The organism is Burkholderia sp. AU39826 (assembly GCF_020419965.1).
Classification (GTDB): Bacteria; Pseudomonadota; Gammaproteobacteria; order Burkholderiales; family Burkholderiaceae; genus Burkholderia; species Burkholderia semiarida.
Map to the genome: position 1 here is coordinate 625706 of NZ_JAIZQG010000001.1, position 21933 is coordinate 647638.

A 21933-nucleotide genomic window follows, 5' to 3' on the forward strand; every position below is an offset into this window, starting at 1 on the left:
CGCGTCAATACGTACCGTCGCCCTTTTTCGCGGCGGCGTCGCCGCCCTTCTTGAACTGCGCCGCAAGCCGCTCCGCGCTCCTCGCCAGCAGCGTCGTATCGACACCGACCGCGACGAACAACGCGCCCGCTTCCAGATAGCGCCGCGCGGCCGCTTCATCCGCGCTCAGGATGCCCGGCGCCTTGCCGGCCGCCTTGATCGCGCGGATCGCGCCGTCGATCGCGGCCTGCACATCGGGGTGGCCTGGATTGCCGAGATGCCCGAGATCGGCGGCCAGATCCGCCGGGCCAATGAACACGCCATCGACACCGTCGACCCGCGAGATCGCATCGATCGCGTCGAGCCCGGCCCGCGTCTCGACCTGCACGAGCACGGCCATCTCGTCGTTCGCGCGATGCAGGTACTCGCCGACGCGATTCCACCGCGATGCGCGCGCGAGCGCGCTGCCGACGCCGCGGATTCCGTGCGGCGGATAACGGGTCGCGGCCACCGCCGCACGCGCCTCGTCCGCGCTCTGCACCATCGGCACGAGCAGCGTTTGCGCGCCGAGATCGAGCACCTGCTTGACGATCACCGGATCGTTCCACGGCACGCGCACGACCGGATGCGACGGATATGGCGCGATCGCCTGCAGTTGCGCGAGGATCGTCGGCACCGTGTTCGGCGCATGCTCGCCGTCGATCAGCAGCCAGTCGAAACCGGTGCCCGCGACCACTTCCGCGCTGTAGGGATTCGCGAGGCCGAGCCACAGGCCGATCTGCGCGTCGCCGCGCGCGAGCGCGGCCTTGAAGACATTCGACGGAATCCGCATCGTTCGCTCACCTCACTCGAAGTAGCACTGGATCGTCCCCAGCGGGCCGTAGTCGACGCTGAACGTATCGCCCGAACGCGCCGCGCAGGGCCGCGTAAACGACCCGCCGAGCACGATCTGCCCGGGCTCCAGCGCGACGTCGAAACGCGACAGCCGGTTCGCGAGCCACGCGACGCCGTTCGCCGGATGGTTCAGCACGCCGGCCGCGACACCGGTTTCCTCGACCACGCCGTTGCGCGACATGATCGCCGCGACCCAGCGCAAATCGACGTCCCGCGGGCGCACCGGCCGGCCGCCGATCACGACGCCCGCGTTCGCCGCGTTGTCGGCGATCGTGTCGAACACCTTGCGCGGCCGCTTCGTATCGGGGTCGATCGACTGGCTGCGCGCGTCGATGATCTCGAGCGCCGGCACGACGTAATCGACCGCGTCGTACACGTCGAAGATCGTGCAGTTCGGGCCGGTGAGCCGCTTGCCGAGCACGAACGCGAGTTCGACTTCCACACGCGGCACGATGAAGCGGCCGGTCGGTATCGTGCCGCCGTCCTCGAAGAACATGTCGTCGAGCAGCGCGCCGTAGTCGGGCTCGTCGATCTGCGACGTGTTCTGCATCGCCTTCGACGTGAGGCCGATCTTGTGCCCCTTCAGCGTGCGGCCTTCCGCGAGCTTGAGCGTCACCCACGCGCGCTGGATCGCATACGCGTCGTCGATCGTGATGTCGGGATGGTCGAGCGAGATCTGGCGGATCTGCGTGCGCGCGCGCTCGGCGTCGTGCAGACGGTGCGCGAGCTGGTCGATGATGGCGGGTTCGAGCATGGTCGGATCGAAAATGGGGTTCAGCCGGCCCGCTTGTAGCGGGCGTGAATGTTGTTGTGCTTGTACGAGCCGCTTTCGCTGAACTCGATCAATTCCATCGACAGAGCAAGATAACGCTTCGCGTACAGCTCGGCGAAATGCGCCTTGATCGCGTCGAACAGCGCGTCGCATGCGGCTTGCTTCGTTTCGTCGCTGCGGCCCGCGCCGATCTTCAGCGTCACGTGGACGAACGCGTCGTCCTCCGCGCCGTCGGCGATGCAGTAGTCGTGCAGCTCGATCGCGCGCGAACGAATGCCGCCGGTCGGGAACACGCCGCCCTGCGCGATCAGCGTCGCGTTGATCGTGCGCAGCAGCGCGGGAATGCGTGCGTCGTCGCGGATGTTCGCGGTGTATTCGACGACGATGTGTGGCATGGCAAGTCTCCGGTCGGATTCGAAGTCGTGGTGCGCGGCAATGCTCAGGGCAGCGGGAAGATCGCGTTGATCTGCCCGGTGCCCGAGCTCGCGAAATAGTCGGTGACGATCTCGACGGGCTTGTTGTAGCGATCCCAGCCGAGCAGCCCGAGCAGCATCGCGGTGTCGTGCATGCCGCCTTCGCCGTGGCAATGCACGTTGTACTCGGGCAGCATCGCGCAAAACGTCCTGAAATCGCCCTGCTTCCACAGTTCGACCACGCGCAGGTCGACCTGCCGGAAGAATTCGCGGCTGATCTGGTGGATCGATTCCTCGGGGCTGCCGTTGTCGTTGAAGCGGTGCGACAGCGAACCGCTCGCGAGGAACGCGACGTTCGAATCGCTCTTCTCGATCGCTTCGAGCAGCGCCTCGCCGAAGCGCCGGCTCTCGTCGAGTTGATGCCACATGCACCAGCCGGCGATCGACACGACCTTGAAGTGCTGGTCGCCGTTCATGTAGCGCATCGGCACGAGCGTGCCGTACTCGAGCTCGAGGCTGTCGATCTCGTGCGCGCGCGTCGCGATGCCGCGCTCGGTGGCCGTTTCGGCGATCAGCCGGCCGAGCGCCGGGTTGCCCGGGTACGCGTACTGCATGTCGCGGATGAAATGCGGCAACTCGTTGCTCGTATAGGTGCCGGCGAACCGCGCATTGCAGTTCACGTGATAGCCCGCGTTGACGAGCCAGTGCACGTCCGACACGACGATCGTATCGACGCCGAGCGCACGGCAGCGCTCACCGATCAGCCGGTGGCCGCGGATCGCCGCATCACGGCAGCCGTGATGCTTGCCGGGCAGTTCCGACAGGTACATCGACGGCACGTGCGTGATCTTCGCGGCGAGGGACAGTTTGCCCATCGTTCAAGTCTCCCAGTCGGCCGGAGTTAGCGCTTTAGCGGTTACTCCGGCCCCATGCTTGGCCGGCGTGCCGGCCAAGGAATCGTTTGTTCTTGCGGCGACACCACCCGCTTCCGTCACACTCCCCAGCGCGGAATGTGATGCGAACCCATCGAAATGCACACGTTCTTGATCTCCGCGAACACCTCGAAACTGTACTCGCCGCCCTCGCGCCCGGTGCCCGATTCCTTCACGCCGCCGAACGGCTGGCGCAGGTCGCGCACGTTCTGGCTGTTCACGAACACCATCCCGGCCTCGATGCCGCGCGCGAGCCGATGCACCTTGCCGACGTCCTGCGTCCAGATGTACGACGCGAGGCCGTACGACGTGTCGTTCGCGAGCCGCAGCCCTTCGTCTTCGTCCTCGAACGGGATGATGCACGCGACCGGCCCGAAGATCTCTTCCTGCGCGATGCGCATCCGGTTGTCGACGTCGGCGAATACGGTCGGCCGCACGAAGTTGCCGTTGCGCAGATGGTCGGGCAGCCCGGCCGGCTTGTCGGCGCCGCCCGCGACCACGCGCGCGCCTTCCTGCTCGCCGATGCGGATGTAGCCCGTCACCTTTTCCCAGTGCTGGCGCGTGATCATCGCGCCGAGATTCGTGCCCGGATCGGTCGGGTCGCCGACCACCAGGTTGTTCGCGCGGCGTGCGAATTCCTGCACGAAGCGGTCGTAGATCGTGCGCTGCACGAAGATCCGCGAGCCGGCGGTGCAGCGTTCGCCGTTGATCGAGAAGATCGTGAACAGCGACGCGTCGAGCGCGCGGTCGAAATCGGCGTCGTCGAAGATCAGCACCGGCGACTTGCCGCCAAGCTCCATCGAATATTTCTTGAGGCCCGCGCGCTCCATGATCCGCTTGCCGGTGACGGTGCCGCCGGTAAACGACACCGCGCGCACGTCCGGATGGCGCACGAGCGCGTCGCCGGCCGTCGCGCCATAGCCCTGCACGACGTTCAGCACGCCCGGCGGGAGGCCGGCTTCGAGCGCGAGCCGGCCGAGCTGGTCGGCCGTCAGCGGCGACAGCTCCGACATCTTCAGCACGGCCGTGTTGCCGAGCGCGAGGCACGGCGCCGTCTTCCACGTGGCCGTCATGAACGGCACGTTCCACGGCGACACCAGCGCGCATACGCCGACCGGCTGGTACAGCGTGTAGTTCAGCATCTGGTCGTCGACCGGATAAGTGCGGCCGTTCATCTGCACGCACACTTCGGCGAAGAAGTTGAAGTTCTCGGACGCGCGCGGAATCAGCTGCTTGCTCGTCTGCGCGATCGGCAGGCCGGTGTCCTGCGTCTCCAGCGCGGCGAGCATCGGCACGTTCTTCTCGATCAGCTCGCCGAGCCTGCGCATCAGCTTCGCGCGCTCCTTCGCCGGCGTGTTCGCCCATTTCGGGAACGCTTCCTTCGCCGCGCGCACGGCCGCGTCGACCTCGGCCTCGCCTCCCGACGCGACGTCGGTGATGACTTCACCCGTCGCCGGGTTCAGCGTCGTGAAGGTGTCGCGGCTCTCCACTTCGCGGCCGCCGATCCAGTGCTTGATGGTCATGTGCTCTCCTTCCTTGGGCGACGGCTTCAGCCGGCGCGATAGTAGTCCGCTTCGCCGACGATCGTGTTCACGAGCCGGCCGATCCCTTCGATTTCGGTCACGACCTCGTCGCCCGGCTTCGTGTCGGCCAGCCCCTCGGGCGTGCCGGTCAGGATCAGGTCGCCCGGCGAGAGCGTCATGAAGCTGCTGATGTGCTCGATCAGCGCCGGCACGTCGAACACCATGTCGCGCGTGCTGCCGCGCTGCGCCTCGCGGCCGTTCACCGTCGTGCGCAGCGTGAGGTCGCCCGCGTCGCCGATCTCGTCGCGGCTGACGAACCACGGCCCGAGCGGCGTGCAGGTGTCGCGGTTCTTCACGCGCAGGTTCGGCCGGTAGTAGTTCTCGAGATAGTCGCGGATCGCGTAGTCGTTCGCGACCGTATAGCCGGCCACGTAGTCGATCGCCTGCGCGCGGCTCACGTGGCGCGCGGGCCGGCCGATCACGACGGCCAGTTCGCACTCGTAGTGCATGTGCGCGGCGTCCGCCGGGCGCACGGTCAGCGACCGGTGGCCGATGAACGTGTTCGGCCCCTTCAGGAAAATCAGCGGTTCGCTCGGTGCGTTGAACGCGAGTTCCTTCGCGTGGTCCGCATAGTTCAGCCCGAGCGCGAACGTCGTGCGGGGCGCGACGGGCGGCAGCCATGCCACCGCGTCCTCGGCCACCACGCGCCCCGTATCGAGGCGGATCGCGCCGTCGCCGGCCGGTTCGGCCGCGTGGAGTGCGCCGTTGTAGATCACGCGCGCCGTCTTCATCGTGCTTCCTCCGCCATCAGCGTATGCCGCAACGTGCCGATGCCGGCCGCGGCGATCTCGATCGTGCTGCCCGCGCGGGCACGCGGTGCGCCGCCCGCGACGCCGAGCAGCAGCACGTCGCCCGCGTCGAACGACATGAAGGCCGTCACGTCGGCGATCAGCGCGCGCACCGGGCGAATCAGCGTCGCGGTCGACGCGGACGCGGCCACCGCGCCGTCGATCCGCACCGTCAGGCCGATCGCGTCGACATCGGCGAGCGCGGCGGCCGGCACGACCGCCGGGCCGAGCGGGCAGAAGCCGTCGCGGCACTTGAAGCGCACGGCCGGGCGGTAGTAATCGGGATGCGGCACCGATACGTCGCTCGCGAGCGTGAAGCCGTGCACGTAGTCGAGTGCCTGCGCGGCCGGCACGCGCGTCGCGCGCCGCGCGAACACGACGGCCACCGACGCACCGATCTCCAGCGCGTCGACGCCGGCCGGCACGACGACGGCGGCGCCGTCGGCCGCATGCGTGTTGGCGGATTTGATGTACAGGATCGGCGCCTGCGGCGGGCGGCCGTAAGGCGGCGCGTTCACGGCGTCGCCGAGCGCGTCGAGCGCCGCGCGCTCGTTGAGCAACGCGCCGTAGACGGTACCGATGGCGACCGGCAACGGCGGCGCCGCGGCGTTCGTGCAAGACAGCTCCATGCGTCGTTCCCCTGCCGCGCGTCGCGGCGCATCGTCAATAGTTAATATCTTAAGTAAACAATCGTGCGCTGGCAACCTCGATTACCCTGATACGCGAAATTCATCAGCTTCGGCTGTTAAGATTGATGCGTCCCCGACCTCTGCCCACCCCGATGAACCGTACGCTCGACCATCGCAACCTGGCCATGCTGCTGCTCGAGGCCCGCGAAACGCTGATGGGTCTGTTTCGCCCCATTCTCAAGGAATTCTCGCTGACCGAACAGCAATGGCGGATCATCCGCGTGCTCGACGGCGAACCGGCGCAGGCGCTCGAAGCCGGGCAGATCGCGAAACGCTGCTGCATCCTGAGCCCGAGCCTGACCGGCGTGCTGGAACGGATGGAGCGCGACGGCCTGATCACGCGCACGCGCGCGCAGGAGGATCAGCGCCGGCTGCTGGTCAGCCTGACGCCGCAAAGCAGGAAACTGGTGACGGAAATCGGTCCGCGCATCGACGAGCAATACCGGCAACTCGAGTCGCGGTTCGGCGAGGACGGCCTCGAGGACATCTACCGCGCGCTCGACCGGCTCATCGAGCTCGGCAGCGACGCGTGACGGCGGCGCCCGCTTCCGCGGCCTGCGGCAACGGGCGCCGGTGCGGCGCGGACGATCAGTGGAACGCGCCGCGCATCAGTTCGGTCACGGCCACGCCGCGCGACGTGCGCATGCACTCCTCGACGTAATCGATGAACGGCAACGGTTCGAAATCGATTTCATCGCGCACGCGGCGATTGTCGAATACGCGATCGACCGTCGCGAATTCCCCGCAGCGCTGCAGCGCCCGGCCGATCACGCGCTCCAGGGCCGGATCGCGGCGCCCGAGCACGTCGCGCACGACGAGCGGCAGTTCGGCCGGTGCGCATGCCGCGTAGCGCGGCGCCCCGGTCATTCCCGCCGCCTCGTCCATCGCGCGCACGATCTGCGCGACCTGCGGCGCCTCGTCGCCGGCCGACACGTGATAGACGTCGTGCGCGAGCGTAGGCTTGACGGCCAGCAGCATCGTCGCGCGCGCCACGTCGTCCACCGACACGATGTCGATGCGCGTCATCGGCCGCGCGGTGAAGCGGCGCGCCGCATGCGCGAGCCGGAACATCCAGAACGAATTCGGCGCGGGCCGCGTGCCGAGCACCGTGTGGCCGACCACGTGCGACGGCCGCACGACGACGAGCGGCAGCCCGAGCGCGCGCAGGCGCTGCTCCGTTTGCGCCTTCGCGTGCAGGTAGTCGGCGGCGAGCACTGCGCCCGGCAGGCCTTCAGCGCCCGGCGCGGCATCGTTGCCCGCGGCGCGTTCCGCTTCCTCCTGCACGATCCCGCCGCGGCCCGCGTGCGCGTAGGCCGTGCCGACGTACACGAAGCGCTGCAGGCGCGGCGCGCGCGCAAAGCGTTCGGCGAAGCGCACCGCATCGGCGATGTCGGCCTGCAGGTGCGCGCCGTCGGCCGGCGATGCGTGGCCCGCGCAGTGAATCACGTGCGTCGCGCCGGCCAGGCGCGGCGCGTCGGCGCCGTGCCACACGTCGCCGAGCGCGCCGACGATCACGTTCGCTTCGGTCAGGCGCGATGCCCAGTACGGCGCGAGCCCCGCGCGCAGCGCGGCTTCACGCAGCCGCGCGACCGCATGGCCACGGTCCTGCGCGCGCACGACGCACACCACGCGTTCGAGCAGCCCTGCATTGACGAGCGCGGTCAGCACGGTACTGCCGATGAAGCCCGTGGCGCCGGTCAGCACGAGCCGGCCGACGTTCGCCGCCGCGACCGGCGCGCTGGCCGGCGACACGAGGCTCGTGCGCCAGTTGAGCGACAACGCGGTTTTCCAGATCAGCACGATAGTCTCCTTCGAAGAATCGGCCGGGCGGCGCGGCGCCCGCGGTTGCGGGCCGGCGCACGGCTCACCGGCCGGGCCGGGGCTGACGCGCGCCCCGGCGGCTCCCGATCGGGCGGACGCCCTGCGATCGCGTCGATCGCGCGCTGGCACGAGGCGGCGGCAGCCGGCGCGGACGGGCGTCCGCGCACAGGATCGGGAAGTGCCCAGTGTGGGGCTCGAACGCGTGCAAGTCTGTCCCGAAAGTTTCGTGAAAGTGTGCCGATTTGTACGCGATTGTCGCAGTGTGTCGTGCCGGCCGCCGCGTCGGAACGCTGAAACGTTCGGTGCGGCTGTGTTCGGGCGGTGCCCGACGGCGCCGGGGCCCCGATTCGAACGCGGCCGGCGCGCGACAGATCGACGCGGGCGGCCGCCCCGTCATCCCATCTCTTGACCGCCGCGCGTGTCCGGCCGGGCGCCGCGATCGCCGCTATCGCCCGTGTGTGCTGACGCATCGGGAATGACCATGCATCGTCAGACGTCCTTTCATCTGAAACCGAAATGGACGCAATACGGATTTATTGCGGTTTATCACTTGCGTTTCACACCAGTCTATCTAGACTGTTCAAGTCAAATCGGTCGAACGTTTCAACTTTTCAGGAGCGGATCCAATGCGCCTCACCATTCGGATTAATGGCAGCGAATCGGCAACCCGGCATTCCTTCGCGGTCTTGTGGGTCGATACCGACGAGGGACTGTGGTCGCGCGAGGCACATCAGGGCATCGACCTTCCGACCTGGGGCAAGGTCCGCGACGTGCAGGGCGCGATGGCGCTCTGCGCGGCCGACAGCGGCAATGCCGTCTGTCAATTGAAGGGGCTGTCGTTCGACGCGATGCGGCGCGAACAGGGCCCCGCGGTGCTCGCCGGCGAGCATCCCGCAGGCGCGTGGCGGCTGCAGGCGGTCGATACCTGCACGACCCAGCCGGAATACCGCGAATTTATTTCCGTGGCCCGATAGGTATTATTGACCTGAATCGTCTGCGGTTTTCGGGTTTATTCCGACATCCACGATATTCATTTCGATATTCAGCATGAATGGCGCCTCGGCTCGAGGCGCTTTTCATTTTCGAGATTAAAGAAATAACCGGAGCACGGGCAATTGATCGCGTGCGGGGCAATCGCGATCGATCGATGCCGGTCACCCCGTGCCCTGCCTCGGCGCACGGCGAATCGTCCGTGTTTCCCCCGCCGCCGCAGCCGCCGAATTCCGTTACGGCGCCGCCCTGCCCCCTTTCGCTCCATTCTCGGGATCACTCCCATTCGCCTTTTTGCGGGGCCGGAACATACTTTCCCCACACGTTGTTTACTCATTTATTACAATCGTATTATTCAGACTGACTCGCCGCCGTCCGGCGGCCCGACCCGGCCTTTGCATGAGCGTGAAAAAAAAGACCCACCCCGCCGATCCGTACGCCGCGGCGACCAAGAATCCGATGCTCGCGTCGCGGCTGCCGATGTGGCGCTCCCGGCTGATCGTGGTCGTCGTGTTCCTCGCGTTCGCCGCGTTGATCGCCCGCGCTTTCTGGGTGCAGGTCGCGAACCAGGATTTCTACGTCGGCCAGGGCCAGAAGCGTTACCAGCGCACCATCGAGCTCGACGCGATGCGCGGGCGCATCGTCGACCGCAACGGCGCGATGCTCGCGGTCAGCCTGTCGACCTATGAAATCTGGGCGAACCCGAAACAGGTCGCCGACACCGATTATCCGCAGATCGCGAAGCTGCTCGACATGCCGCTCGTCGAGGTGAAGCGGCGTCTCGGCAACGACAAGACGTTCGTGCTGCTCAAGCGGCAGGTCGATGCGGATACCGCGAGCCGGCTCGACAAGCTCGCGATCGACGGCATCACGCAGATCGCCGATTCGAAACGTTTCTACCCGGAAGGCGAATCGGCCGCGCACGTGGTCGGCTTCACGAACGTCGAGGACAAGGGCCAGGAAGGCGTCGAGCTGGCGGCGAATGCGCGCCTGCAAGGTACGTCCGGCCAGCGCGAGGTGATCCGCGACCGGCTCGGCCGCATCGTGTCGGACACGCGCCCGCTCGTGCCCGCGCAGCACGGCGCGACGATCGAACTGACGATCGATCGTCGCATCCAGCAGCTCGCCTTCAGTCAGCTCAAGGCGGCCGTGATCGAAAACAACGCGGTGGCCGGCAGCGTCGTCGTACTCGACGCGCAGAACGGCGAGATTCTCGCGCTCGCGAACTATCCGACCTTCGACCCGAACGATCGCGCCCGCCTCACCGGCCAGCAATTGCGCAACCGCGCGGTGGTGGACACGTTCGAACCGGGCTCGACGATCAAGCCGCTCGTCGTCGCGCTGTCGATCGACGAGCGCAAGGTCACGCCGAACACGATCATCAACACGTCGCCGGGCACGTACAAGATCGGCCCGGCCGTGATCCACGACACGTCGAACCACGGGTCGCTGACGGTGTCGCAGGCGCTGCAGAAGTCGAGCAACGTCGCGCTCGCGAAACTCGCGCTGAACCTGCCCGCCGAAACCATCTGGAACAAATACCAGGAATACGGGATCGGCCGCGCGCCGGAACTGACGTTCCCCGGCGTCGCATCGGGCCGGCTGCGCGGCTACAAGCGCTGGCGGCCGATCGAACAGGCGACGATGGCGTACGGCTACGGGCTGTCGATGTCGCTGCTGCAGATCGCGCAGACCTACACCGCCTATGCGGGCGACGGCACGCTGCATCCGGTGTCGCTGCTGAAGAACGGCACCGACCAGCAGACGATCGACGCGCACCGCGGCCACCGCGTGACGTCGCCGCAAACGGCCGCCGCGATCCGCTCGATGCTCGAGATGGCGGTGGGTGAAGGCGGCACGGGGCGCCGCGCGCGCGTCGACGGCTACCGGATCGGCGGCAAGACGGGTACCGCGCGCAAGCAGGTCGGCGCGAGCTACGCGAAGGGCAAGTACCGCGCGCTGTTCGCGGGGATGGCGCCGATGAGCAACCCGCGCCTGATCGTCGCGGTGATGATCGACGAGCCGCGCGGCAAGGGCTACTACGGCGGCACGGTGGCCGGCCCGGTGTTCGCGTCGGTCACGAGCGGCGCGCTGCAGTTGCTCGGCGTGCCGCCCGATGCACCGGTCGAACCGGAAGAGAATGCGCCGGCGAAGGCCGGCGCGCCGCAGAAGACGGTCGCGGCGCCGAAAGCGGCGGCGCCGGCAACGACGGCCGCGCAATCCGCCCGCCCCGCGCCCGCGAAAGTGGCCACCGCGGGCTGACGAAGCCAGGCGCGCCGCCGCGCGCCGTCAATGCGCGGCCGCGACCGGCTTCGCCATCCGGCCGAGCACGTGCTCGGTCATCCCGCGCGCGAGTTCGGTCTCGCCCATGAACACGGTGCCGATACCCTCGTTCGACAGCAGCGCGGCCTCGTCGCCGCTGTTCGTGCAGAGCACGACCTCGAGCGTCGGGTTGAGCGTGCGCGAGATCTCGACGATCTGCCGCACGTCGAATACGTCGGGCAGCGTGACGACCAGCATCCCGGCGCGGGCGATATGCGCCTGCACGAGCACGATCGGCTCGATCGCGTCGCCCGACACGGCCGCGATGCCGTCCGCGCGCAGTTTCTCGACGAGCTCGCGATTCTGCTCGACGACGACATACGCAATCGAGCGCTCGTCCAGCGCATGCGCGATCCGCGTGCCGACCTTGCCATAGCCGACGATCACGACCTGCCCGGTCAGGTGCGTCTGCGGCGTCGACATCGGCAGCGCGGCGAGCGGATCGTCGCGCGCCTCGAGCTTGCGTGCGAACGCCGAATGCTTGCGGATCCATGCGAGCGCCGGATCGATCATCGCGAACAGCAGCGTGTTCATCGCGATCGAGATCAGCGCGACCGCGAGAATCAGGCTCTGCCCCTCGGCGGACAGCAGCCCGAGCGCGCGGCCGAGCCCCGCGAGGATGAACGAGAATTCGCCGATCTGCGCGAGGCCGGCCCCCACCGTCAGCGCGGTATTCAGCGGATAGCGGAACGCGATCACGAGCGCGACGGCCGCGAGCGTCTTGCCGATCAGCACGATGCCCGCGACCTCGATCACGTGCAGCGGCTCGTCGAGCAGCACCTTCGGGTCGAACAGCATGCCGACCGAGATGAAGAACAGCACCGAGAACGCATCGCGCAGCGGCAGCGTTTCGTCGGCCGCGCGCCGGCTGAATTCCGATTCGCGCATCATCATCCCGGCGAAGAAGGCGCCGAGCGCGAACGACACGTCGAACAGCTTCGCGGCGCCGAACGCGATGCCGACCGCGGCCGCGATCATGCACAGCGTGAACAGCTCGCGCGAGCCCGTGCGCGCGACGAGCCACAGAATGCGCGGGAACACGCGCTTGCCGACCACCAGCATCAGCGCGATGAACGCGGCGACCTTCAGCATCGTGACGCCGAGCGTGCCCCACACGCTGCCGCCGGCCGCCTGCGCGTCGCCGGGCGGCGTGCCGCCGAGCAGCCCCGCCACCGGTGGCAGCAGCACCAGCACGAGCACCATCACGAGATCCTCGACGACCAGCCAGCCGACCGCGATGCGCCCGTTGACCGTCTCGACGAGCCCGCGCCCCTCGAGCGCGCGCAGCAGCACGACGGTGCTCGCGACCGACAGCGCCAGCCCGAACACGAGCGCCGCACCGAGGCTCCAGCCCCAGGTGAGCGCGAGCCCGCCGCCGAGCAGCGTCGCGACGGTGATCTGCACGATGGCGCCCGGCAGCGCGATCTTGCGCACCGCGAGCAGATCGCCGAGCGAGAAATGCAGGCCGACGCCGAACATCAACAGCATCACGCCGACTTCGGCGAGTTGCTGCGCGAGCGACAGGTCGCCGACGAAGCCGGGCGTGCCGGGGCCGATCACGATCCCGGCGAGCAGATAGCCGACGAGCGGCGGCATTTTCAGCAGCGACGCGAGGTAGCCGAAAATCATCGCGAGGCCGAAACCGGCCGCGAGCAACGCAATCAGGCTGACGTCATGAGGCATCCCCCCTCCCAAGCTCTTGTAACGATTTAGTAAGGTTCAAGAGTGAAAGGATACGGGATGAGGCGGAAGAATGGGCGCGCGGCCGCGAAAATTTCACGCGGCGGCGCGGGTTGGCGGGGCGCGACCCCGGCGAAGACTGAGGCGTCGCGGGCCCGGTCACGCATCGACGCGGACCGGGTGACAGGCGGGGCCGGCGCCCCGCCGCCGCGCCGTCAGCGGGACGCTTGCGGGAACCGCGCGCCCGGCGGCGGCTCGGGCCGCGTCGACGGCACGCTCTTGCGCACCTTCGCGACCTGCGCGGCCGTCACCGGCGCGCCCGTGTTGCCCCAGCTCGTGCGCACGAAGTTCGACACGTCCGCGACTTCCTGGTCCGACAGGCGCCAGCCGAACGGCGGCATCGTGAAGGTCGACGGCGCGGTACGCGTGCCCTGCAGCGCGCTGCCTTCCAGCACGACGTGAATCAGCGACGTCGGATCGTCGCCCTGCACCACCGGGTTGCCGGCGAGCGCCGGGAACACGCGCGTGTAGCCGTGGCCGTCGCTGCGGTGGCAGGCCATGCAGTTGTCGCGATAGACGGCCGCGCCCGGCTTGCTCGCGTCGCCCGTCTGCAGCGCCTTCGCCGCGGCCGCGTCGTACACGTGCGGCTGCTCGCCCTGCACGCGCGGCGGCAACGTCTTCAGGTAGCGCGCGATCGCGTTCAGATCGTCGTCGGTCATGTGCTGCATGCTGTGGCCGACCACGTCCGTCATCCCGCCGAACGCGGCCGTGCGCAGCGTACGGCCCGTCTTCAGGAACTGCACGATCTCGGTTTCGCTCCACGTGCCGAGGCCCGTGCGCGGCTCGCCGCGCAGGCTCGTCGGCACCCAGCCGTCGATCGCCGCGCCGCCGGCCAGGAAGTCGAGGCCGTCCGCGTCGGTCAGCCCGCGCTCCTGCATCGTCGGCGCGCGCGGCGTGTGGCACGCGCCGCAGTGGCCGAGGCCCTGCACGAGATACGCGCCGCGTGCGACCGCCGGGTCGCTGTACGACGCCGCGTCGAACGGCTTCGGCGACGGCGCGAACATCTTGCGCCAGATGCCGAGCGGCCAGCGCATCGACAGCGGCCACACGATGTCGACCGCGCGGTTCTCGTGCTCGACCGGCGCGACGCCGTGCATGAAGTATGCGTACAGCGCCTTCATGTCGTCGTCGGTCAGCCGCGAATACGACGGGAACGGCATCGCCGGATACATCGTGTCGCCGTTCTTGCGCACGCCTTCGCGCACCGCGCGGGTGAAGTCCGCGTAAGTCCAGCCGCCGAGGCCCGTCTTCGGATCCGGCGTGATGTTCGTCGAGTAGATCGCGCCGATCGGCGTGTCGAACTTCAGGCCGCCCGCGAACGGCTTGCCGCCGCTCGCGGTGTGGCACGCGATGCAGTCGCCGGCGCGGGCGAGGTATTCGCCGCGCTTGATCAGGGCCGCGTCGGCGGATTGGGCGGCCGGTGCGGCCGCCGGGCCGGAGGCTGCCGCGGGGGCCGCCGGTTGCGCAAGCGCCGCCGAGCCCGCGAAGCCGAACGCGGCCCAGGCCGCACCGGCCGCCAGCGCGCGCGACATCCGGCGCGCGACGTTGTGGTTCATCGTCCTCTTCATGCGGTCACCAGCGGAGCGGGATTTTTCAGGTACTGCTCGCGGATCGCACGTGCCGACCAGTAGGCCAGCGCCGCGATGATCCCGGTCGGGTTGTAGCCGATGCCCTGCGGCAGCGCGGACGCGCCCATCACGAACACGTTGTGCACGTCCCAGCACTGCAGGTAGCGGTTCAGCACGCTCGTCTTCGGGTCGGTGCCCATGATCGCGCCGCCGACGAGATGGGTGGTCTGGTACTGGCGCGAGTCGAAGTGCTTGCCGAACTCGCGCGTCGACACGCCGATCGCCTTCGGCCCCATCGCCTCCGCGATCTTCTTCATCTGGCCGGTCACGTACTGCGCCATCCTGATGTCGTTGTCCTTCCAGTCGAACGTCATCCGCAACAGCGGCTGGCCGTACGAATCGCGATAGGTCGGATCGAGGTCGAGATACACGTCGCGGTACGACATGTTGGTGCCATGCGCATCCATCGAGATCGTGTGCGCGTAGTTGTCCTTGACGGCCTTCTTCCACGCCGAACCCCACTGCGGCGTGCCGGGCGGTGTCGCGATGCCGCTGATCGGCTTCACGCCGGCCTGGTTCACCCACAGCGGCGAGCCGCCGACGAAGCCGAGCGGGCCGTGGTCGAAGTTGTCCGCGTTGAAATCGTCCACCGCGACGCCGTTGCCGCCCGCGCCGATGAACGGATTCGTGTAGGTGTCCTTGTCGAAGAACGCCTTGATCGTCGACAGGTTCTGGTACGCGAAATTGCGGCCGACCACACCTTCGCCCGAGATCGGGTCGTACGGCTTGCCGATGCCCGACAGCAGCAGCAGGTGCACGTTGTGATACTGGAACGCGGCCACGATCACGAGATCGGCCGGCTGGTGCACTTCACGCCCGGCCGGATCGACGTAGGTCACGCCGGTCGCGCGCTTCTTCGTGTCGTCGAGATCGACGCGCAGCACGTGGCACTTCGAGCGCAGCTCGAAGTTCGGCGCCTGCTTCAGCGCCGGCAGGATGTTCAGGTTCGGCGACGCCTTCGAATACATGTAGCACGCGTAGCCGCTGCAGTAGCCGCAGAAGTTGCACGGGCCCATCTGCACGCCGTACGGGTTCGTGTACGGGCCCGACGTGTTCGCGGACGGCAGCCGGTACGGATGCAGGCCGAGCGAGCGGGCCGCATCGAAGAAGCGCTGCGCCGAATACGTATTGAGCTGCGCGGGCAGCGGGAAGTGGTCGCTGCGGTCGGCCTCGAACACGTTGCCGTCGCCGACCACCTTGCCGCCGACCTTGTACGCCTGCCCCGACGTACCGAACACCTTCTCGGCGAAATCGAAATGCGGCTCGAGTTCCTCGTACGTGACGCCCGTGTCCTGGATCGTCATCCCTTCGGGGATGAACTTCTTGCCGTAGCGCTCTTCGTAGTGGCTGCGCAGGCGCAGCTCTTCCGGCGTGATCCGGAAGTGCACACCCGACCAGTGCAGCCCCGCGCCGCCCACGCCTTCGCCCGGCAGGAACGCGGCGAGCTGCCGGTACGGCAGCGCGGTGTCCTGCAGCCCGTGGCGAATCGACACGGTCGTCTTCGACAGGTCGAGAAACAGCTTCTTGCGGATGTTGTAGGTCAGCTCGTCGATCGTGTTCGGGTACGCGCCGTCCGGGTAGGTGTCGCGATATTCGCCGCGCTCGAGCGCGACGACGTTCAAACCGGCTTCGGTCAGTTCCTTCGCGAGAATCGCGCCGGTCCAGCCGAACCCGACGATCACCGCGTCGACATGCGGCTTCTTGTCTGCGGCCATCAGCTGCGCTCCCCGTTGATCGAGACGGGGCCGTACGGATAGGGCTTGCCGCTCTGGTTGACGAAATCCATGAAGTCCGCGCGCGCGCCCGGGAAACCGATCATCTTCCACGCGGCCATGTCGCGATTGCCGCCATGCACCGGATCGCAGAAGTAGCCCTCGCGCGTGTTCTGCAGCAACTGGCCGAGAAACACGCCGGGCGGCACGTCGTCGATCTGCGCGCCGCCCTTCTCCAGCGCGCCGAGCACCGTGTCGCGCGTCGGTGCGTCGAGATCCGCGAACGCCTTGCCGTGCGCCTTTTCGCAATAGCGGTTGACGGCCGCGATGCCGAGCCGGTAGATGTCGCGCGGCACCAGCTTCAACTGGTAGCCGAGCTCGGGCACGCCCTGCTGGAACGGCCCCTGCATGTACCACGTCGCGCCGTGCGCATACGGTGTCTCCATCTGGCGATCGATGAATTCGGGCACGCCGGCTTCGAGCGCGCCGGGGCCTTCGGCGTCGGCCGGAATCAGCCGGTCGACGGCGGCCTGGACGAACGCCCATTCCTTCGCATCGAAAAAGGTCGGCTTGTACGGCGCGCGCTCGGCGCCGGCCGACGCGGCGGATGCATTGCCAGCCGTCGTCGCGGACGGCGACGACGAGCGCAGGTCGCAGCCGGCGACCGACGCGATCGGCACGAGCGCGACCGACGTGCGCAGGAAACGGCGACGCGAATTGGGTTTGTCAGGTGGCGTGGACATGGTCGGATGTTGATCGTTGGGGATCGGGGTTCGGACGCGCGCATTCCGCATGCCACGTGCCCGGCAGGCAGCCGTGCCGCACGCGGCCGGTCGCCCTGTTCTTTCGTGTGTTGCGCACAACCTCGATTGCAGGCGCCCGGCCGCGCTCCGCGGTGGCGCCGTCATTGCAGCCGCACCCCGCTCCGGTACCGGCGGCGCTGTGCGGATCGACCTCTTCGCGGGCCCTATCGTCGGACAAATACCGGCATCAGCCTGCATCTCTCCGTCATCGCCCATGACCCTTGTTCAACTTAGACCTCACGTGTGCCCACGGCAAGCGCAACGTGCACGACCCTCTTTCGGGTCCGGCGACGAGTGCGGCGAATTATATATGGAACCGGTTCCATTACTAGAGGGATCGATGCAATTCAGTGCATCGAAATCAGCAATAATGGGAAATTGAGAAGCCGGAATGTGCAAGGATGGGAAGACGGCGGACGGCGCTGGCCGTCGGCGCGCGCTACGGCGTGCCCGTGATCCTCGAAGTCGATGCGCGGCGCATGCACGGGCAGGGCCATGCGTTCTTCGTCGCCGAAAACGGTGTCTGGCTGACCGATGCCGTGCCGGCCGAATATCTCGAGTTGATCGATACGCGCGCCGAGTGAGCCGTGCGCCAGTCGCCATTCACCACGGCCAGAACATCGACGCGATCGACAGCGCCAGCGCCGCGCACAGCGGCGAGTAATACAGCGTGTCCATCCGCGCGAAACGCGACCCGCGGATCCGCTTGGAGAAGCCGACGTAGCGGAAATCGCCGACGGCCCGCACCGCGAAGATCAATGCGAGCGCAACGGTCGCGAACGCGATCGTGCATGGATACGCGTTGCACCCGAGCCAGCCGGCACGCACGGCGACCACGCACGCGCCGCCCAGCAGGGCGGCCGCGACGGCAAGCGTGCCGACGGCGGTCGGCCGCAACAGCGGTACGCCGTCCTGCTCCGGAATGGCCGCACGCTTGCCCAGCCGCCCGCCGAACGCCCAGTAGACGTGCACGAGCGCGAGGGCGCAAAGCGTCGGCACGCTGAAATACGCCCCGGTCATGTCGATCGATGTCCTCGTGTCGTTGTCTCGTCGTCTTGCCGAAAAACGTTCGGCCCGCGACACGCATGACGATACCGAAACCCGATCACGCGCGCATTGCGACGTCCGGTCGCAATCGGCGGCCGCGCATGCTGCGTCGCAGTGCGCATGCATTGCGCGCATGCCGCACGCTTGACTTCCCTCCGCGCGCTACTACGCTGTTATTCCAGTACTGCGGTCGGCACGCCGCCGCGCAACCGGCTGCGCGCCCGCACGACGACGATAACGAAGGCCATGGAGGCGACTCATGCTGGTCGGTGTGCCGAAAGAGATCAAGAACCACGAATACCGCGTCGGCCTCACGCCGGCCGGCGCGCGCGAACTCACGCGGCACGGCCATCGCGTGCTCGTGCAGCGCGGCGCGGGCACGGCGATCGGCCTGCTCGACGACGACTACACGGCCGCCGGCGCATCGCTCAGCGACGGCGCCGACGAGATCTTCGAGCGGGCCGACATGATCATCAAGGTGAAGGAGCCGCAGCTCGCCGAATGCGCGATGCTGCGGCGCGGCCAGATTCTCTACACGTACCTGCATCTCGCGCCCGATCCCGATCAGGCCGCCGCGCTCGTGAAATCCGGCGCGGTGTGCATCGCGTACGAAACCGTGACGGGCCCCGGCGGCGGCCTGCCGCTGCTCGCGCCGATGAGCGAAGTCGCCGGCCGCATGTCGATCCAGGTCGCGGCGACCCACCTCGAAAGCCCGCGCGGCGGCCGCGGCCTGCTGATGGCCGGCGTGCCGGGCGTGCCGGCCGCGCACGTCGTCGTGCTCGGCGCGGGCGTCGTGGGCACCGGCGCGCTGCAGATGGCGGTGGGCCTCGGCGCGCGCGTCACCGTGCTCGACAACAACGTGAACCGGTTGCGCCAGCTCGATCTCGTGTTCGCCAACCGGATCGCGACCGTCTGCTCGAATGCGCATACGGTCGACGAAGCCGTGCGCGATGCCGACGTCGTGATCGGCGCCGTGCTCGTGCCGGGGGCGTCGGCGCCGCGGCTCGTCACGCGCGACATGATCGCGACGATGCGCAAGGGGGCGGTCGTCGTCGACGTCGCGATCGATCAGGGCGGATGCTTCGAGACCTCGCATGCGACCACGCACGCGGCGCCGACCTTCGTCGTCGACGGCGTGGTCCACTACTGCGTCGCGAACATGCCCGGCGCGGTCGCGCGCACGTCCACCTTTGCGCTGAACAATGCGACGCTCGGCCATGCGCTCGCGCTCGCCGACAAGGGCTGGAAACAGGCGATGCTCGACGATCCGCACCTGCGCGCGGGCCTGAACGTGTGCGACGGCCACATCACGTACGAAGCCGTCGCGCAGGCGCTCGGGCTGCCGTACGTCCCGGCCGCCGGCGTGCTGGCATGACCGTGCCGGCATGAACCGAACGCAACGCGGCCGGCCGCGTGGCGTTCACGCGCCCTTCGACCGGCTCCGCTTGCCGCCGCCCATCGTGCGCGCCAGCAGCGGCCGCAGTTGCGCGAGCGTGCGCGTGTTCAGCACGTCGTGCCGCGTCAGCCAGCCGCGCCGCGCCTGGTCGACGCCGAACGCGAGGTTGTCGAGTTCGTCCGCGCTGCATGCATCCGAACCGATCGCGACCGGCACGCCGGCCTTCGCGGCCTCGCGGCACCAGACGTCCGGCAGGTCCAGGCGCCGCGGCTGAGCATCGAGTTCGACGAAACAGCCGCGCGCGGCAGCCTGCGCGAGCACGCGCGGCACATCGAGTTCGCAGGCGTCGCGCTCGCCGAGCATGCGACCGGTCGGATGCGCGAGAATCGTGAAATACGGATGGTCCATCGCGCGCAGCATGCGATCGGTCTGCACGCCGCGCGGCAGGTCGAAACCGTCGCGCACCGCGCCGACGACGAGATCGAGCCGGCCGAGCATCGCGTCGGGCACGTCCAGGCTGCCATCCTCGCGAATGCCCGCTTCCACGCCCTTGAGCAACACGAAATCGTCGAACGTCGCGTTGACGCGATCGATGTCGTCGAGCTGCCGCGCGAGCCACTCGAAGCCGCCGCGAGCGCCGTCGCCAGGCGGGACGCGATCGGTGACGGCCAGATACGCGAGCCCGCGCGCACGCGCGGCCGCGGCCATCGCGCGCAGGCCGTCGCGGCCGGCCGACACGTCGGTATGCGCGTGCAGGTCGCCATGCAGATGCTTGCGCTCCACCAGCGCCGGCAGCGTGCCGGCACGGCACGCATCGACCTCGCCGCGATCCTCGCGCAACTCGGGCGGCACCTCGTGCAGCCCGATGGCCGCGTAGACCGATGCCTCCGTCGCGCCGGCAATCCGCTCGTCGCCGCGAAACACGCCGTATTCGTTGATCTTCAGGCCGCCGGCCTGCGCGAGCCGGCGCAGCGCGATGTTGTGCGCCTTCGATCCGGTGAAGTAGACGAGCGCCGCGCCGAACGCATCGGCATCGACGACGCGCAGGTCGACCTGCAACCCGTTGGCGAGCATCGCGCTCGACCGGGTCTTGCCGTGTGCGAGCACGCGCGCCACGTCGCCGTAGCCGACGAACGCGTCGGCGACCGCGGCAGCATCGCGTGCGGTGACGAGGATGTCGAGATCGCCGACCGTCTCGCGGCGGCGGCGAAAGCTGCCGGCCGGCACGGCCTTGCCGACACCGGCCACCGCACGCAGGCGTTCGAGCAACGGCGTCAGCGCATGCGCGGCGTCGGGCAGCAGGAAGCGTTGCGGCTCACGCTGCAGGCGATCGTCGATCGCCTCGATCAGATGGGCTTCGGTTTTCGCACCGAAGCCCGGCAGTTCGCGCACGTGCCCGCTCTTCGCTTCGGCGCGCAACTGCTCGAGCGAATCGACGTGCAGCGCGTCGTGCAGCGCCTTCACGCGTTTCGCGCCGAGCCCGGGCACGTCGAGCAGCGCGACGATCGCGCCCGGCAACGCATGACGCAAGGTTTGCTGCAGTTCGCAGGTGCCGGTCGCGGCGATCTCGCGCAGCTTCGACGCGAGATCGGCCCCGATCGACGGAATCTTCCCGAGATCGTCGCCGTTCGCGATCATCGTCGGGATATCGCGGCCGTAGTCGGCGATCGTGCGGGCGGCGTTGCGGTATGCCCGCACGCGAAACGGGTTGGCGCCCTGGATCTCGAGCATGTCGCCGATTTCGGCGAACACGGCCGCGCACTCGGCATTGTGGATCGGCATGATCGGCGTGCCCCCTTCCACGTGGATGGCGCCGCGCGCCGGCGCGACGGCGTCTGCCCGCCCGGCGCCGCGTGTCGACGGCACCGGGCGCCCGTTGGTCATCCTGCGCCGGCCGCCCGGCGCGTGCAGCGCGGTGGAAACCGCGACGTCAGAGCGACGCGCGCGGCGTCGTCGCGTAACGGCGCTCGTAGAGCGACTGGCAATGCGTGCAGCGTTCGGCGGTCGGGCGCGCCAGCAGGCGCTCGTAGCCGACCGAGCCGTCGCAGTCGATGCATTCGCCGTAACTGCCGTCGCGCATCCGCCGCTGCGCGCGGCCGATCGCGCGCAGCTCGGTCAGCTTCATGCCGATCAACGCGTGATCGACGTCGACGAACAGATCGGCGTTCGCCTCGTCGCCCTCGTCCGGCGCCGCGCCGGCAAGGTCCGCATAGGATTCCAGCGCGCGCTGGTCCTCGCTCGCGCGGATCTCCGCACGCAGCGCCTGCTCGCTCTCGTTCAGCCGCTGTTTCAGCGTCTGCCGTTGTTGTTGGTCGAGCGACATGGCCGTCTCTCCTGTTCCGGGTTCCGCGCGAAAAAGTAAGGCGCGCGGTATCGCGCCGGTACGCGGCGCGCAGGCATGACCTGCGCCGCCGCATCCGGATA

20 protein-coding genes are annotated in these 21933 nt (G+C 68.5%); 5 read left to right on the plus strand and 15 right to left on the minus strand.

What is annotated here, in order from left to right; all coding sequences use genetic code 11:
- Window positions 1-4: 4 nt before the first annotated feature.
- From hpaI to LGM42_RS02835, 7 genes are all read right to left on the minus strand, one after another.
- Window positions 5-811 carry a 4-hydroxy-2-oxoheptanedioate aldolase gene (gene hpaI / locus LGM42_RS02805; RefSeq protein ID WP_226231507.1) on the minus strand — a complete coding sequence of 269 codons (807 nt, stop codon included), beginning with the start codon at window positions 809-811 and terminating at the stop codon, window positions 5-7.
- A 12-nt stretch (window positions 812-823) separates the two neighbouring features.
- Complete coding sequence (hpaH, locus tag LGM42_RS02810) at window positions 824-1627, minus strand: 2-oxo-hept-4-ene-1,7-dioate hydratase (protein ID WP_059639374.1); 804 nt, start codon at window positions 1625-1627, stop codon at window positions 824-826.
- Window positions 1628-1647: 20 nt separating this feature from the next.
- A complete protein-coding gene (locus LGM42_RS02815; protein WP_059574592.1) occupies window positions 1648-2040 on the minus strand; it encodes a 5-carboxymethyl-2-hydroxymuconate Delta-isomerase in 393 nt (130 codons plus the stop codon).
- Window positions 2041-2084: 44 nt separating this feature from the next.
- Entirely contained in the window at window positions 2085-2933 is an 849-nt protein-coding gene (gene hpaD / locus LGM42_RS02820) for a 3,4-dihydroxyphenylacetate 2,3-dioxygenase (protein WP_226231508.1), read from the minus strand.
- A 116-nt stretch (window positions 2934-3049) separates the two neighbouring features.
- Window positions 3050-4513: a 5-carboxymethyl-2-hydroxymuconate semialdehyde dehydrogenase gene (gene hpaE / locus LGM42_RS02825; protein ID WP_226231509.1), complete on the minus strand. Its 1464-nt coding sequence runs from the start codon at window positions 4511-4513 to the stop codon at window positions 3050-3052.
- A 26-nt stretch (window positions 4514-4539) separates the two neighbouring features.
- Entirely contained in the window at window positions 4540-5304 is a 765-nt protein-coding gene (locus tag LGM42_RS02830; RefSeq protein WP_226231510.1) for a fumarylacetoacetate hydrolase family protein, read from the minus strand.
- Window positions 5301-5990: a fumarylacetoacetate hydrolase family protein gene (locus LGM42_RS02835; protein WP_226231511.1), complete on the minus strand. Its 690-nt coding sequence runs from the start codon at window positions 5988-5990 to the stop codon at window positions 5301-5303. Before LGM42_RS02835 ends, LGM42_RS02830 begins: the two co-directional genes overlap by 4 nt.
- A gap of 152 nt (window positions 5991-6142) precedes the next feature.
- Here LGM42_RS02835 and hpaR point away from each other — a divergent pair, with 152 nt between their 5' ends.
- Window positions 6143-6583, plus strand: coding sequence for a homoprotocatechuate degradation operon regulator HpaR (gene hpaR / locus LGM42_RS02840; RefSeq protein WP_059574601.1), 441 nt, complete (start codon window positions 6143-6145; stop codon window positions 6581-6583).
- 55 nt (window positions 6584-6638) lie between these two features.
- On the opposite strand, the gene LGM42_RS02845 is transcribed toward hpaR, so the two are convergent.
- Complete coding sequence (locus LGM42_RS02845) at window positions 6639-7850, minus strand: SDR family oxidoreductase (protein ID WP_059574603.1); 1212 nt, start codon at window positions 7848-7850, stop codon at window positions 6639-6641.
- A 647-nt stretch (window positions 7851-8497) separates the two neighbouring features.
- Between LGM42_RS02845 and LGM42_RS02850 the strand changes: the two genes are divergently transcribed.
- Together LGM42_RS02850 and LGM42_RS02855 are read left to right on the plus strand one after the other, a co-directional pair.
- Window positions 8498-8845, plus strand: a complete 348-nt coding sequence (locus LGM42_RS02850; RefSeq protein WP_059574605.1) for a DUF3564 family protein — start codon at window positions 8498-8500, stop codon at window positions 8843-8845.
- 415 nt (window positions 8846-9260) lie between these two features.
- Window positions 9261-11123: a peptidoglycan D,D-transpeptidase FtsI family protein gene (locus tag LGM42_RS02855; RefSeq protein ID WP_226231512.1), complete on the plus strand. Its 1863-nt coding sequence runs from the start codon at window positions 9261-9263 to the stop codon at window positions 11121-11123.
- A 27-nt stretch (window positions 11124-11150) separates the two neighbouring features.
- Here LGM42_RS02855 and LGM42_RS02860 read toward each other — a convergent pair whose 3' ends face one another.
- The 4 genes from LGM42_RS02860 to LGM42_RS02875 form a co-directional block, all read right to left on the minus strand.
- Entirely contained in the window at window positions 11151-12866 is a 1716-nt protein-coding gene (locus tag LGM42_RS02860; RefSeq protein ID WP_059574609.1) for a cation:proton antiporter, read from the minus strand.
- Between the two features lie 212 nt (window positions 12867-13078).
- Window positions 13079-14491 carry a c-type cytochrome gene (locus LGM42_RS02865; protein ID WP_226231513.1) on the minus strand — a complete coding sequence of 471 codons (1413 nt, stop codon included), beginning with the start codon at window positions 14489-14491 and terminating at the stop codon, window positions 13079-13081.
- On the minus strand, window positions 14488-16266 hold the full coding sequence (locus tag LGM42_RS02870; RefSeq protein ID WP_060311048.1) for a GMC family oxidoreductase: 1779 nt from the start codon (window positions 16264-16266) through the stop codon (window positions 14488-14490). Before LGM42_RS02870 ends, LGM42_RS02865 begins: the two co-directional genes overlap by 4 nt.
- Window positions 16266-17006, minus strand: coding sequence for a gluconate 2-dehydrogenase subunit 3 family protein (locus tag LGM42_RS02875; protein WP_059574615.1), 741 nt, complete (start codon window positions 17004-17006; stop codon window positions 16266-16268). The genes LGM42_RS02870 and LGM42_RS02875 overlap by 1 nt, the downstream gene beginning before the upstream one ends.
- A 461-nt stretch (window positions 17007-17467) precedes the next feature.
- Here LGM42_RS02875 and LGM42_RS02880 point away from each other — a divergent pair, with 461 nt between their 5' ends.
- Window positions 17468-17650 carry an RNA 2'-phosphotransferase gene (locus LGM42_RS02880; protein WP_226231514.1) on the plus strand — a complete coding sequence of 61 codons (183 nt, stop codon included), beginning with the start codon at window positions 17468-17470 and terminating at the stop codon, window positions 17648-17650.
- 19 nt (window positions 17651-17669) lie between these two features.
- On the opposite strand, the gene LGM42_RS02885 is transcribed toward LGM42_RS02880, so the two are convergent.
- Window positions 17670-18086 (minus strand): DUF3995 domain-containing protein, encoded by a 417-nt coding sequence (locus LGM42_RS02885; RefSeq protein WP_226231515.1) that lies wholly within the window; start codon window positions 18084-18086, stop codon window positions 17670-17672.
- Between the two features lie 286 nt (window positions 18087-18372).
- On the opposite strand from LGM42_RS02885, the gene ald reads away from it, so the two are divergent.
- Window positions 18373-19488 (plus strand): alanine dehydrogenase, encoded by a 1116-nt coding sequence (ald, locus tag LGM42_RS02890; protein ID WP_226231516.1) that lies wholly within the window; start codon window positions 18373-18375, stop codon window positions 19486-19488.
- A gap of 45 nt (window positions 19489-19533) precedes the next feature.
- On the opposite strand, the gene polX is transcribed toward ald, so the two are convergent.
- Both polX and LGM42_RS33150 read right to left on the minus strand, forming a co-directional pair.
- A complete protein-coding gene (gene polX, locus LGM42_RS02895) occupies window positions 19534-21291 on the minus strand; it encodes a DNA polymerase/3'-5' exonuclease PolX (RefSeq protein WP_226231517.1) in 1758 nt (585 codons plus the stop codon).
- A gap of 148 nt (window positions 21292-21439) precedes the next feature.
- Entirely contained in the window at window positions 21440-21832 is a 393-nt protein-coding gene (locus LGM42_RS33150) for a TraR/DksA family transcriptional regulator (protein WP_059574623.1), read from the minus strand.
- Between the last annotated feature and the right edge of the window lie 101 nt (window positions 21833-21933).